We start from the raw sequence: 13,026 nt of genomic DNA, 5'->3' as shown, positions 1-13,026 counted from the left end.
AATTCCCGTCGCACCCACGTCGTTGACCTGCTCATGAGCACCGTTGAGCTGACTGCCGAGAACTTCGACCAGACGGTAAACGACAACGAGTTCGTCCTGATCGACTTCTGGGCGAGCTGGTGCGGACCGTGCCGCCAGTTCGCACCGGTCTACGAGAAGGCCTCCGAGAAGCACGAAGACCTCGTGTTCGCGAGCGTCGACACCGAAGCGCAGCAGCAGCTGGCCGCCGCCTTCGACGTCCGCTCCATCCCGACGCTGGCCATCATCCGCGACAAGACCCTGATCTACGCCCAGCCCGGCGCGCTGCCCGAGCCCGCCCTCGAAGAGCTCATCAAGCAGGCTCGCGAGGTCGACATGGCCGAGGTCAAGCGCAAGGCCGCCGAAGCCGAGGCCGAACAGGCCTGACCACCACCACATGACTGAGGCCGCCCCGCGGGGCGGCCTCAGTCATGTTCAGGACCGCGTCGCGAGCCCGCGCAGGAAGAACGCCAGGTTCGCCGGCCGCTCGGCCAGGCGGCGCATGAAGTAGCCGTACCACTCGTCGCCGTAGGGCACGTAGACGCGCATGCGCGAGCCCGAAGCCGCGATCCGCGCCTGCTCCTCCGGCCGGATGCCGTAGAGCATCTGGAACTCGTGGTCGTCGTCCGTGCGCCCGTTCTCCTCCGCCAGTGCAGCGGCGATCTCGATCATCCGGGGGTCGTGCGACGCGACCATCGGATAGCCCTGGCCGGCCATCAGGACCCGCAGGCAGCGGACGTAGGACTTGTCCACTTCGGACTTCTCCTGGAACGCGGCCGACTCCGGCTCGGCGTACGCGCCCTTGCACAGCCGCACGCGCGACCCGGGCCCGGACAGCTCCCGGCAGTCCTGCTCGGTGCGCCGCAGGTAGGCCTGCAGCACCGCGCCCACCCACGGGTACTCGCCGCGCAGCTCGCGCAGGATGCCGAGCGTCGAGTCCGTGGTGGTGTGGTCCTCCATGTCGAGCGTCACGGTGGCGCCGACCGCGTCCGCCGCCGCGCAGATCTTCCGCGCGTTCTCCAGCGCGACGTCCTCGCCGTTCGACGGCAGGAACTGCCCGACGGCCGACAGCTTCACCGAGACGTCCGCCCCCGAAGCCAGGCCTTCCGCGGCCAGCGCCGTCAGCACAGCCTCGTAAGCCGCGACGGTCGCCGCCGCCTGCGCGGCGTCGGTGGTGTCCTCACCCAGGTGGTCGAGGGTGATCCGGCGGCCGTCCGCGGCCAGTTCGTGCGCGACGCGCACGGCCTCGGCGGTCTCGGACCCGGCGACGAACCGGCGCACCACGGATCGCGTGGCGGGCACCGCTTCGACGAGCCGCCGGATGCCCTTCGACCGGGCGGCGGCGAGCAACGGGGCACGCAGCATGACGGTCTCCCTCTCAGCCCTGGTGCGGGTAGCGGACGCTGGTCGGCGGCACGAACGTCTCCTTGATGGAGCGCGGGCTCGTCCACCGCTGCAGGTTGAAGATCGAGCCGGCCTTGTCGTTGGTGCCCGAGGCCCGCGCGCCGCCGAACGGCTGCTGGCCGACAACGGCGCCGGTCGGCTTGTCGTTGACGTAGAAGTTGCCCGCGGCGAACCGCAGCGCCTCGGAAGCCTTCGCCACGGCCGTGCGGTCGTTGGCGATGATCGCGCCGGTCAGCGCGTACGCGGCCGTCTCGTCGACGAGCTTGAGCACGGCATCGAAGTCGCCGTCTTCGTAGACGTGCACCGACAGGATCGGCCCGAAGTACTCGGTCGAGAAGATCTCGTGCTTCGGGTTGTCCGAGACGAGGATCGTCGGCTGGACGAAGAAGCCGTCTTCGTCGTCGGCCGTGCCGCCGGTGAGGACCTCCACCGAGGCGTCACCCTTGACGCGGTCGAACAGCTCCGCGTGCTTGGTGAACGCGCGCCGGTCGATCACCGCGCCGCCGAAGTGCGACAGGTCGGTGACGTCGCCGTAGGACAGCGCCTCGGTCTCGGCGACCAGGCCGTCCTTGACCTGGTTCCAGACGCTGCGCGGGACGTACGCGCGCGAAGCGGCGGAGCACTTCTGGCCCTGGTACTCGAAAGCGCCGCGGACCATCGCCGTGCGCAGGACGTCGACGTCGGCCGACGGGTGCGCGACGATGAAGTCCTTGCCGCCGGTCTCGCCGACCAGCCGCGGGTAGGAGCGGTAGCCGGCGATGTTCGCGCCGACCGTGCCCCAGAGGTGCTGGAACGTCGCGGTCGAGCCGGTGAAGTGGATGCCCGCCAGGTCGCGGTGGGTCAGGGCGACCTCGGAGACGGCCTTGCCGTCCCCCGGCAGCAGGTTGATGACGCCCGGCGGCATGCCCGCCTCTTCCAGCAGCCGCATGGTGAGGTGCGCCGCGAACGACTGCGTCGGCGACGGCTTCCACAGCACGGTGTTGCCCATCAGCGCGGGCGCGGTCGGCAGGTTGCCGGCGATCGCGGTGAAGTTGAACGGCGTGATCGCGTAGACGAAGCCTTCCAGCGGGCGGTGCTCCAGCCGGTTCCACACGCCCGGCGAGCTGATCGGCTGCTCGGTGAGCACGCGGCGGCCGAACTCGACGTTGAAGCGCCAGAAGTCGGCGAGCTCGCAGGCGGAGTCGATCTCGGCCTGGGTCGCGGTCTTGGACTGGCCGAGCATGGTGGCGGCGTTGAGCGTGGCGCGCCACGGGCCGGTCAGCAGGTCGGCGGCACGCAGCAGGATCGCGGCGCGGTCGTCGTAGGACAGCGCGCGCCACTCCGGCGCGGCCTTCGCGGCGGCGGCGATGGCGTCGGTCGTGTCCTGCTGGGTGGCGCTGTGGATGGTGCCCAGCACGTGCCGGTGGTTGTGCGGCTGGACGACGTCGATCTTCTCGCCGCCGCCGGGACGCTGCTCGCCCCCGACGGTGACCGTGAGGTCGACGGGTTCCGCCTGGCCCAGCCGCTTGAGCGCACCCTCGAGCTCGGCGCGCTCAGCGCTGCCCGGCGCGTACGTCAGCACCGGCTCGTTCTTCGGGGCGGGGGTCTGGGTCACGGCGTCCACGGCGGCTCCTCTGCTGGCTCTTACACCTCTTGATGCCCCGAACGGTAACTCCGGACACGCTCCGGCGGCTTGTCCAACCGGCTAAAATCGATCGGGTGACTTTGGCCGATCCGATAACGTCGTTGCGGCACGTGCTGGCGACCCTGGGCGAACCGCTCGTCGAGGTCGTCGTGGCGCCGCACGGCCTGGGCGTCCCGGTCACCGACGTGGTGATCCTCGACCCCGAAGACCCCCTGGAAGCGTCACCCGGCGACCTGGTGCTGGTGATCGGCGCGCGCGGCCGGGCTGCGGCGCCCGCGATCCGCGCGGCCGGGCGGGGTGGGGCGACCGCGGTGGCGGTCAAGGGCGCGACGGGCGCCGACGTCGCGGCCGACGCGGGTGTCGCACTGCTGACCGTCGGCAGCGAAGCCCGCTGGGAGCAGGTCGAGTCGCTGGCCCGCGAAGTCGTCGACGCGGCTCGCGCGGGCGGCGAAGCGGCCAGCGGTGAGGTGCTCGGCGACCTGTTCGCCCTGGCCCAGACCATCGCGACGCTCACCGGCGGCCTGGTCAGCATCGAGGACACGGCCAACCGTGTGCTCGCGTATTCGCGGGCGGGCGACGAGGTCGACGAGCTGCGGCGGCTGTCGATCCTCGGCCGCGAAGGCCCGGAACGCTACCTCGCGATGTTGCGCGAATGGGGCGTCTACCAGCGGCTTCGCGCCGGTGAGGGGATCGTCCGGATCGACGAACGGCCCGAGCTGGGCATCCGCCGCCGGATCGCGGCGGGCATCCACGCGGGCAAGCAGCCGCTCGGCACGATCTGGGTCCAGGAGGGCGCCCAGCCGCTCACCGAACGCGCCGAGACGGCCCTGCTCGGCGCGAGCCGCACCCTCGCGCCGCAGCTGATCCGCGCCCGCACGCTGCCCAGCCCGGAACTGCGGCTACGGGAGGACCTCCTCGCGAGCCTGCTGGAAGGCCGGCTCGACGCGGAGTCCGTCGCCGACGACATCGGCGCGGACCCGGCCCGGCCCGCGCAGGTGCTCGCGTTTTCCTTGGAGCGCTCGGACAACCGGCAGCTGCGGCGCGCCGAACTGGTGCACCTGATCGCCGTGCACACCGCGGCCTACCGGCGCAGCGCGCTGGTGAGCGTGATCGGCGGGCGTGTCTACGCGCTGCTGCCGGACCTGCCCGAGCACTCGGATGCGGCGGTGCTGGCACTGGCCCGCGAGATCACCGCCACGGCCCGCCGGCACCTCGACGTCCCGGTGCGAGCGGCACTCGGTGGCGTGGTGCCGCGGCTGTCCGACGCGGCGGCGTCGCGCGGGGACGCCGACCGCGTCCTGGCGGCGATGGCGCGCGGGCACTGGGCCGCCGACGTCGCCTCGCTGGCCGACGTCCGCGCGGAGGTGCTGCTGTCGGAGGTGCTGGCGTTCCTGGGTTCGCAGCCCCGCATCCGCGACCCGCGCCTGACGTCGCTGGTGGCGCACGACGCCGAGCACGGCGGCATCCTGGTGCCGGCGGTGCTGGCGTGGCTGGACGCGTTCGGCGACGTCCGGGCGGCGGCGCGGGCGCTGAACATCCACCCCAACACGGTCCGGTACCGCGTCCGGCGCGCCGCCGAAGTGTCCGGAGTGGACTTCGACGACGCGGCGCAGCGCATTCTTACTCAGCTGCAGCTGAGGCTCTGACCCTGCTAGCTTCGCCGCGTGGATCTCTTCTCGCGCACGTGGGCGGCGTTGCGCGCCGCGGTCGCCGCTCTTCCGGACTCCGCGTTCGCCGAGCCGGCGGGCTGCCGGGGGTGGCTGGTCCGGGACCTGGTGTGCCACCTGGTGATCGACGCGCAGGACGTGCTGATCACGCTGGTGACCCCGGCTTCCTCGGCGGTGACGCACAACGCCGTGACGTACTGGGCGGTGGCCTCGGAGCTGCCTTCAGGAGACGACCCCCTGGACGCGCTGATCGTCCGCCTGGCGGCGGCGTACGAGGACCCGGCGCTGCTGAAGTTCCACCTCGACGACGTCGGCGCGGCGGCGGGCCGCGCGGCGGACCTGGCCGACCCGGGTCTGCCCGTGTCAACGCAGGACATGGTCCTCACGGCGGGCGACTACCTGTCGGCGTACGTGCTGGAGTGGACGTTGCACCACCTCGACCTGGTGGCGCACGTGGCTTCGGTGCCGGGACCGCCCGCGGAGGGACTGGCGTGGACCCGGGAGACGCTGGAGAAGATCGCGGGGACGGCGTTCCCGGCGTCGTTCTCGGACGAGGACGTGCTGCTGGTGGCGACGGGCCGCCGTGAGCCGACGGATGCGGAGACCACAGCGCTGGGCGACCTCGCCGGGCGGCTGCCGTTCGTGCTCGGATGATCGCCTGGCTCAACGGGACGTTCGGCTCCGGCAAGACGACAACGGCATGCGAGCTCGCGACCCTGCTCGGCGCGCGGACGTTCGACACCGAGTTCGTCGGCTACCTGCTGCGCACGGCGTTCCCCGAGCCCGAGGGCGACTTCCAGCACCTGCCGCTGTGGCGGCCGCTGGTCGTCGAGAACACCGCGCGGGTGCACGACCACGCCGGGACGCTGGTCGTCCCGCAGACGATTCTCGTCGAGGCGTACGCCCGCGAAATCTTCGACGGGCTCGCCGCCCGTGGTGTCCCGGTCGCGCACTTCGTGCTGCACGCCGAGCCGGCCGAGCTGCGCCGCCGGATCGAGGGCTCCGCCGACACCGGGGCCCGGCAGTGGCGGCTCGACCACGTCGAGCGTTACGGCGAAGCCCTCCCGTGGCTGCGCCGGTCGGCCACCTTGGTGGACACGCAAGGGAAGACACCCGCCGAGGTGGCCGGGGAGATCGCCGCCGCCGTGCGCTGATCCTTCGCCGCGCGCCGAAGCGACCGCGGCTTACGGTGAACCCGCTGCCTCGCCGATCCAGGAAGGTCTCCGATGCCCGAACTGCAAGTCATCGCCCGGCACACCCTCCCCGCGGGGAAGGTCGCCGACCTGCTGCCGCTGTACCGGCGGCTCGCCGAGGCCAGCCGCGCCGAGGCGGGCAACCTCGCCTTCGAGATCTACCGGGACCTCGACGACGAGCGCAGCGTCGTCCTGCTCGAGCGGTACACCTCGCCGGAAGCCTTCGAGGAGCACCGGCAGACCCCGCACTTCAAGGAGCTCGTCCTCGAGCGGCTCGTGCCGGTCCTCGAACACCGCACCGTCGAGTCGTACGAAGCGCGCTGAAGGGACCGGTCGCCCGCCGCGCGGCGGGCGACCGGCGGGTCACGGCTAGGCCGGGACCAGGCTGAACCGGCGGCGCTCCACGTCGATCCGCTCGATGCGGACGCTCAGCCGCGTCCCCGGCTCGGGGGCGGCGTCGGTCACCAGGAGACCCTGCTGCCCGTCGACCTCGACAAACGCGCCGAACGGGACCACCCGGGACACCACGCCGTCGAGCACCCCGCCCTCGGCGTGGGCCGCGACGAACTCCTGCCACTCGGACATGCGATTTCACCTCCTTCCCGCGCACGTTCCGATGTCGGAAGACGTGCGGGAGGCGGCGGGCCACGGGCCCGCCCGGAGGTCACGGCACAGCCGGGTACCCCGTCTGCTCACGGCTCGAGGCCGACCCGGCAGTCACGCGGAAACCGTACCGCGGCGGCCGGAAAAGGCACTACCGGTAATGATTCGACACGGTGTCGCGGCACTCCGATATTGAATCACCGACCCAGTGCGCGGAGAATTCGCCGGTCCCTCACGAAATGGGGACCCGGAGCCCGGCGAGTTCGGCGAGGGCCGCGAAAGAATCGAGCCGTGCGGATTGGTCGAAGGCGGCGGTCGTCGCGAGGACTTCGTCGGCGTCGACGGCCCCGACGAGGTTCCCCAGCCGGTCGGCCACCTCGGCGGGCGTGCCGGAGATCTGGCCGTCCAAGGTGTCCTCGAGCCGGCGTCGTTCGCGGTCGGTCATCGGCCGCGCCAGGACTTCCGCGGGCGGCTCCAGCGGCGGGAAGACGCCGTGGGAGCGCGAATAGACCGTCGCCCAGGCTTCCGAGACGAGCAGCCGCCGCGCGTCCGCGGCCGAGTCCGCGACGGCGATCGCCGTCGACACCACGACGTAGGGCTCCCGCGCCCAGCCGCTCGGCCGGAAGCCGTCGCGGTAGCGCGTCACGGCTTCGGCCAGCGCGCGTTCGCCGCGGACCGGCGCGATCACCAGCGGCAGCCCGAGCTCGGCGGCGAGGTCCGCGCCCGAGCCGGTGGCCAGCAGGAACGGCGGCACGCGCAGCCCCTCGGCGGGGTAGGCGTGGACGCCCGGATAACCGTGCTCGCCGGTGAAGAACCCGAGCAGCTCCCGCACCTGCGCGCCGAAGTCGTCGGCGGCCTCCTTGCCGTGCCCGAGCGCCTCGCGGACACCGCCGGTGAAGCCGACCGAGCGGCCCAGCCCCATGTCGATCCGGCCCGGATGAAGCGCTTCCAGGACGCCGAACTGCTCGGCGACGACCAGCGGCCGGTGGTTCGGCAGCATCACCCCGCCGGTCCCGACGCGGATGCGCGCGGTCGCCCCGGCGACGGCGGCGGCCAGCACGGTCGGCGCGGACCCGGCGACCCCGGGCACGCCGTGGTGCTCCGAGACCCAGAACCGGTGGTAACCCAGCCGTTCGACGGCGGCCGCGAAGGTGACGGTGTCCCGCAGCGCCCGCGCGGTCCGCCCGGGTCCGCCGTCCCGCCGCACCGGCGAACGGTCGAGCACGGAGAGCTTCACCCCGGGTGCAACGCCCGGCGCGCGCCGGGATTCCCGTCAGGGACGCCAGCGCTCGCTGTAGTCCGGGTGGTCGGTGTAGGGCAGCGCGAGCAGGCGCAGGGTGAGGCACCAGTTGGAGCCGGCCTCGTCGGCGGGCACGTGGCAGGTCTCACACCAGTATTCGCTGCCGTAGAGCGGAAACCCGGGGACCTTCTCGGAGACGGTGGTGCGGTGGGCGAGCAGGATCCGCCGGGTCGCCTCGATCTCGTTGATCATCTGGTTGACCGCGTCGAGGTCGAGGTCGGTCAGCCCGCGGATCCGCTGCTCCACGGCGACCTTCGTCTCCCCGCGGTTCATCGTGTCGCCGGCTTGCGCCTTGTTGACGGCCTGCATGATCAACGCCTGCCGGGCGCCGACGCGCGCGGCGAGGAATGCGATCAGGTCGTCCACGAAGGGCCTTCCTCTCGTCGAACCGCCCCCGGTCGTTGTCCCGGGGAGTCGTCGATTCGGGACCGCACGTTACGCCGTCCGAGACCATGATCGTGACGCCGAACTCGGCCGTGCAACATTTGTGACCCGAAAGGCGACAGCAAGTGGACGCGCGATCACTCCGCGTTCCGAGTCTCCCGTTTGTCCGGCCGGAGCCGGTGAATTCCGGAGATTCGCGTCTCCCGATGCGGTTGGTCACAGGGCGGGGTGCGGGGATTTCGAATGCCGCTCATCGGTACCGCGGGAGTCGCTGCGCGGGCACGCTTCCCGCTGGAACGCCGCGGGTCACGTCGTGCGTATCGCCTTCCCCGCGCTGACAGTCGGCGTCGGACTGGCGGCGGGCAAGGCCGTCGAGCCCAAGCTCCACGCGAGCACCGTGCTCGGGAACGCGCCGTCGCCTGCATCGGCTCGGGCGGCTCCTCCTACCGCGAGCGGCGCGCTCAGCTCTCCGGGCGGGCCTTGCTCGGCTGCACCCGCTTCGGCTCCCCCGGCATCTTCGGATAGTCCGGCGGATACGGCAGCTCCCCCAGCCCGTGGTCCCGCTCATCACGCTCGTACCACTCCAGCGCCGTCTCCAGCCCGAACGGCTCCTCGTCCATCGGCGCGTGCAGGTCGCCGTGGGAAGCCAGGAACTCCGGGATCGTCAGGACGTCGAAGTCGTCCGCGTCGACCTCGGTCAGCAGGTCCCACGTCAACGGCGTCGACACCGTGGCCCGCGGGGTGCCGCGGACCGACCAGCTCGAGGCCACCGTGCGGTCGCGGGCCGCCTGGTTGTAGTCGAGGAACACGCGGCCGCCGCGTTCCTCCTTCCACCAGGCGATCGTCGCCTTCTCGGGGATCCTGCGGGTCACCTCGCGGCCGAGGGCGATCACCGCGTGGCGGACCTGGATGAAGTCCCACTCCGGGCGGATCCGGACCAGCACGTGCACCCCGCGCCCGCCGGAGGTCTTCGGGTAGCCCGTCAGGCCCGCGTCGGCCAGGATGTCGCGGACCACCTGGGCCACCTCGACCGCGTCGGCGAAGCCGGCCCGGTCGGGCGGGTCGACGTCGATGCGGAGCTCGTCCGGGTGGTCGACGTCGGCGCTGCGGACCGGCCACGGGTGGAAGTCGAACGTGCCCAGGTTGGCCGCCCACGCGAACACGGCGGGCTCGGTCGGGCACACCTCCGCCGCCTTCCGGCCGGACGGGAACGTGATCTCGGCCGTCTCGAGCCAGTCCGGCGCGCCCTTCGGCACGCGCTTGGCGTAGAACCACTCGCCTTCGACACCGTCGACGTAGCGCTTCAGCGTCGTCGGCCGCTCGCCGATCGCGCGCAGCAGGGGCGCGCCGACCGTGATGTAGTGCTCGACGACCTGGCGCTTGGTGATGCCGCGCTGGGGGAAGTACACCTTGTCCGGGCTCGAGACGCGGACCGTGCGCCCGCCCACCTCGTACTCGACCGGGTCACCGTGCTTGGGCATGCGGCCACGCTAGCGGTGTTCGCTCCCCCGGGCCGTCAGGAACGCGCCGCCGGTACGCTGGACCGGGTGTCCGGCCGCACCAAGCTGATCGTCGCGCTCGCCGTGCTCGCCCTCTTCGCGGCGGCCGCGGTGCTGCTGCCGATCCCCGGTCCGGCCGACCTGCGCGCCTGGGCCGCGGCCACCGGCCCGGCCACGCCGCTCGTGCTGCTCGTCGCCTACTCGCTGCTCACCGTGGCGCCGATCCCGCGCACGGTGTTCAACCTGGCCGCCGGCCTGCTGGTCGGCACCACGGCCGGGATCACGATCGGCCTGGTCGCCACCACCATCGCGGCCGGCCTCTCCTTCGGGCTGGCCCGGCTGCTCGGCCGGGACCTCGTCACGCGCCACCTGCACCGCTCGGCCGTCCGGACGGTCAACGACCGGCTCTCCGGCGGCGGGGTCCTCGCGATCACCTCGCTGCGGCTGATCCCGGTCGTCCCGTTCGCGCCGTTCAGCTACCTCTGCGGCGTGTCGTCCGTGCGGCTGGTCCCGTACCTGGCCGGTACGCTGCTGGGCAGCGTGCCCGGCACCGTCGCCGTGGTCGTCCTCGGGGACGCGCTGACCGGCGACACGCCGCCGGCGCTGCTCGTCTGTTACGGCGTCTTCGCGCTGGCCGGGGCGATCGGCCTGGTCCGGGTGTTCCGGAAACGGACGCCGGTGGCGCCGGCGCCCGAACCGGAGCCCGCCGGACCGGCTGGCTGACGCGAACTGCACCGGGCCGACCGCTACACTCGATCGGGTGCGCGAAGCGGAAACGCGCTGAGCAGGGCCACCACCACCGGGAATTTCGTCAGGAGCAGTCGCCATCGACACCGGTCAGCTGATCGCCGGGCACTACCGCCTCGTCGAGCACATTGGTAGCGGTGCCATGGGAGTCGTGTGGCGCGCGACCGACGTGCGCCTCGAGCGCGACGTCGCGATCAAGCAGATCCTCCCCCAGCCGGGCGTCTCCGAGACCGAGCGCGACAACATGCGCCAGCGCGCCATGCGCGAGGCCAAGAACGCGGCCCGGTTCCAGCACCCGAACGCGATCGTGGTGTTCGACATCGCCGAGCACAACGGCGACCCGTGCCTGGTGATGGAGTACCTGAACGGCCCGAGCCTCTCGACGATCCTGTCCCAGGAGGGCACGCTCCCGCTCGGCCGGGTCGCCCGCCTCGGCGAGCAGGTCGCCTCCGCGCTGGTGGCCGCGCACCGCGCCGGGATCGTCCACCGCGACGTCAAGCCCGGCAACATCCTGATCGACGAGACCGGCACCGCGAAGATCACCGACTTCGGCATCTCCCGCGCGGCCGGCGACATGACGCTGACGGCGACGGGCCTGATCGGCGGCACCCCCGCCTACCTGGCGCCCGAGCTGGCGCGCGGCGCCGACCCGGTGCCCAGCTCCGACGTCTTCGCCCTCGGCGCGACCCTCTACCAGGCGATCGAGGGCACCACGCCGTACGGCAACACGACCAACCAGCTCGCGCTGCTCTACGCGGCCGCGAACGGCCAGATCAACCCGCCGGTGCAGGCCGGCGGCGCCACCGCGCTGCTGATGAGCCTGCTGCGCAGCGAGCCGGGCGAGCGGCCGTCCATGGCCGAAGCCCGCGAACGGCTGGCCGCGCTGGCCCGCACCGAGCCCGGCGGCATGTCGGCGTCCCCGCCGCTGCTCTCCGGCGGCGCGGGCCGCAAGCCGGCCGCGCCCGCCGAGGGCGGCGAGCGGCCGCCGTGGCAGCGGACCGACCAGCCCGCGCCGTCGTCACCGCCGGTCGGCACCCCGGTGCCCACGGCCAAGGCGGCGTCCAACCCGCCGCGCCCGACCGCGGCGTTCATGCCGATGCGGTCGCCGGCGGCGCCACCGAACACCCCGCCCAGACCGATGCCCGCGGCGTCGCCGTCGGCCCGGGCCCCGCAGTACTCGTCGAGCACCCCGAAGCCGGACAACAAGCGCAAGTACGCGATCTTCGCCGGCGCGGGCGCCGCGGTCGTGGTGGCCGCGGTGATCCTCTTCCTGACGCTCAACTCGGGCGGCGGCGGCACGGGCGGCAACCAGGTCGGGCAGTCGGCGGGCTCCCAGCCGAGCACGGGCCAGACCACCCCGAACAGCAGCAGCCCGAGCACCCCCGCCGCGCCCGCCGACCTGGGCAAGACGCCGTCGGAGGGCAAGATCACCGACTACGGCCAGGCCGGACGGCTGCTCACCGACAGCTACTACCCGAACCCGGCCGCGGGCTGGAACCTGCTGACACCCGCGGCGCAGGCGGTCTACGGCTCGGAGGCGGAGTACCAGGCCTACTGGGCGGACCAGAAGAAGAACATCCAGGGCTACCGCAAGGCCCAGGCGGACGGGGGCAGCGGGAACGACGGCTCGCTGAACCTGACGATGGAGATCAACGGCATCCGCCGTCCGTACCACATCGTGTTGGTGAACGGCCAGCTGCTGATCGACAGCAACACCCGGCTCGACGCGAATCCCAGCACCGGCCTGTAAGAGACTTAACGCGCCGCTGGTGGGCTGACGGGCGCGGATGGCCTACCGTGGAGCCATGGCCGACGACGGAGCTTCGCTGCCGGGCCAGAATCCTCGCTTCCACGAGGATCTGGTCGGCCTCGACCCGTACGACCCGGAGGCGCGCGCGTTCGCGGAGCACCTCGACCGGATCGAGCGATCCGGTCCCAACTACACGATCGAAGCCGCGCTCGACGGCGTGTCCGACTTCGCCGATTCCAGCAACCGCCTCGGCGGGCTGCGGTACTGGGTGTCGGCGCTGATCGTGGTCCTCATCGTGCTCGGCGTGATAGTCGCCGCATGGGACATCGTGGTGCACGCCCTGGCGTGGCTCGCGGCGTAACGTGGAACGGGTGAAAGGTATGAAACCCGTTGTCGGCGCCACCCCGCGCGTCGTGAAGTCCGAGCAGGAATGGCGGGAGGAGCTGGGCCCGGAGGAGTACGCGGTGCTCCGCCAGGCCGGCACCGAACGGCCGTTCACCGGTGAGTACACCGACACCAAGACCACCGGCGTCTACGAGTGCCGCGCGTGCGGCGCCGAGCTCTTCCGCAGCGACACGAAGTTCGAGAGCCACTGCGGCTGGCCGTCGTTCTACGACCCCGCCGACTCCGACGCCGTGCTGCTGCGCGAGGACCGGACCATGGGCATGAAGCGCATCGAGGTGCTCTGCGGCTCCTGCCACAGCCACCTCGGGCACGTCTTCGAGGGCGAGGGGTACGCCACCCCGACCGACCAGCGCTACTGCATCAACTCGATTTCGCTGAAGCTGGTGCCGCAGCCGTAGAACCGCCAGCCTAAATCCTCCTTAAGCCGACAAC

At 72.2% G+C, this 13,026-nt stretch carries 15 protein-coding genes; 9 read left to right on the top strand and 6 right to left on the bottom strand.

Features of this window, described 5'->3' with window-relative positions; all coding sequences use genetic code 11:
• Positions 1-33: 33 nt before the first annotated feature.
• On the top strand, positions 34-405 hold the full coding sequence (trxA, locus tag ACZ63J_RS19070) for a thioredoxin (RefSeq protein WP_020645142.1): 372 nt from the start codon (positions 34-36) through the stop codon (positions 403-405).
• 48 nt (positions 406-453) lie between these two features.
• Here the strand turns inward: trxA and ACZ63J_RS19065 are convergent, their stop codons facing one another.
• Both ACZ63J_RS19065 and pruA read right to left on the bottom strand, forming a co-directional pair.
• Positions 454-1,383 (bottom strand): proline dehydrogenase family protein, encoded by a 930-nt coding sequence (locus ACZ63J_RS19065; protein ID WP_465406149.1) that lies wholly within the window; start codon positions 1,381-1,383, stop codon positions 454-456.
• A 13-nt stretch (positions 1,384-1,396) separates the two neighbouring features.
• Complete coding sequence (gene pruA, locus ACZ63J_RS19060; protein WP_465406148.1) at positions 1,397-3,025, bottom strand: L-glutamate gamma-semialdehyde dehydrogenase; 1,629 nt, start codon at positions 3,023-3,025, stop codon at positions 1,397-1,399.
• A gap of 113 nt (positions 3,026-3,138) precedes the next feature.
• On the opposite strand from pruA, the gene ACZ63J_RS19055 reads away from it, so the two are divergent.
• From ACZ63J_RS19055 to ACZ63J_RS19040, 4 genes are all read left to right on the top strand, one after another.
• The gene (locus tag ACZ63J_RS19055) at positions 3,139-4,692 is read left to right on the top strand and encodes a PucR family transcriptional regulator (protein WP_465406256.1); all 1,554 of its coding nucleotides are present in this window, start codon (positions 3,139-3,141) and stop codon (positions 4,690-4,692) included.
• A gap of 18 nt (positions 4,693-4,710) precedes the next feature.
• Entirely contained in the window at positions 4,711-5,367 is a 657-nt protein-coding gene (locus tag ACZ63J_RS19050) for a maleylpyruvate isomerase N-terminal domain-containing protein (protein ID WP_465406146.1), read from the top strand.
• Complete coding sequence (locus ACZ63J_RS19045) at positions 5,364-5,867, top strand: AAA family ATPase (RefSeq protein ID WP_465406144.1); 504 nt, start codon at positions 5,364-5,366, stop codon at positions 5,865-5,867. The genes ACZ63J_RS19050 and ACZ63J_RS19045 overlap by 4 nt, the downstream gene beginning before the upstream one ends.
• A gap of 72 nt (positions 5,868-5,939) precedes the next feature.
• Positions 5,940-6,230 carry a putative quinol monooxygenase gene (locus tag ACZ63J_RS19040; protein ID WP_465406143.1) on the top strand — a complete coding sequence of 97 codons (291 nt, stop codon included), beginning with the start codon at positions 5,940-5,942 and terminating at the stop codon, positions 6,228-6,230.
• 45 nt (positions 6,231-6,275) lie between these two features.
• Here the strand turns inward: ACZ63J_RS19040 and ACZ63J_RS19035 are convergent, their stop codons facing one another.
• From ACZ63J_RS19035 to ACZ63J_RS19020, 4 genes are all read right to left on the bottom strand, one after another.
• Complete coding sequence (locus ACZ63J_RS19035) at positions 6,276-6,491, bottom strand: S1 RNA-binding domain-containing protein (RefSeq protein ID WP_465406142.1); 216 nt, start codon at positions 6,489-6,491, stop codon at positions 6,276-6,278.
• A gap of 250 nt (positions 6,492-6,741) precedes the next feature.
• A complete protein-coding gene (locus ACZ63J_RS19030; protein ID WP_465406140.1) occupies positions 6,742-7,734 on the bottom strand; it encodes an LLM class flavin-dependent oxidoreductase in 993 nt (330 codons plus the stop codon).
• 48 nt (positions 7,735-7,782) lie between these two features.
• Positions 7,783-8,175 carry a DUF6221 family protein gene (locus ACZ63J_RS19025; protein WP_465307262.1) on the bottom strand — a complete coding sequence of 131 codons (393 nt, stop codon included), beginning with the start codon at positions 8,173-8,175 and terminating at the stop codon, positions 7,783-7,785.
• A gap of 479 nt (positions 8,176-8,654) precedes the next feature.
• On the bottom strand, positions 8,655-9,674 hold the full coding sequence (locus ACZ63J_RS19020; RefSeq protein WP_465406138.1) for a DNA polymerase domain-containing protein: 1,020 nt from the start codon (positions 9,672-9,674) through the stop codon (positions 8,655-8,657).
• Positions 9,675-9,740: 66 nt separating this feature from the next.
• Between ACZ63J_RS19020 and ACZ63J_RS19015 the strand changes: the two genes are divergently transcribed.
• From ACZ63J_RS19015 to msrB, 4 genes are all read left to right on the top strand, one after another.
• Entirely contained in the window at positions 9,741-10,415 is a 675-nt protein-coding gene (locus tag ACZ63J_RS19015; RefSeq protein WP_465337835.1) for a TVP38/TMEM64 family protein, read from the top strand.
• Between the two features lie 118 nt (positions 10,416-10,533).
• Entirely contained in the window at positions 10,534-12,189 is a 1,656-nt protein-coding gene (locus ACZ63J_RS19010) for a serine/threonine-protein kinase (protein ID WP_465406254.1), read from the top strand.
• Positions 12,190-12,244: 55 nt separating this feature from the next.
• Complete coding sequence (locus ACZ63J_RS19005; RefSeq protein WP_285994244.1) at positions 12,245-12,550, top strand: aminotransferase class IV; 306 nt, start codon at positions 12,245-12,247, stop codon at positions 12,548-12,550.
• Positions 12,551-12,569: 19 nt separating this feature from the next.
• Positions 12,570-12,992, top strand: coding sequence for a peptide-methionine (R)-S-oxide reductase MsrB (gene msrB / locus ACZ63J_RS19000; RefSeq protein ID WP_465406136.1), 423 nt, complete (start codon positions 12,570-12,572; stop codon positions 12,990-12,992).
• Positions 12,993-13,026: the final 34 nt, after the last annotated feature.

The organism is Amycolatopsis sp. NPDC104863 (assembly GCF_055582965.1).
This window is presented reverse-complemented; position numbering and strand designations above follow the sequence as displayed.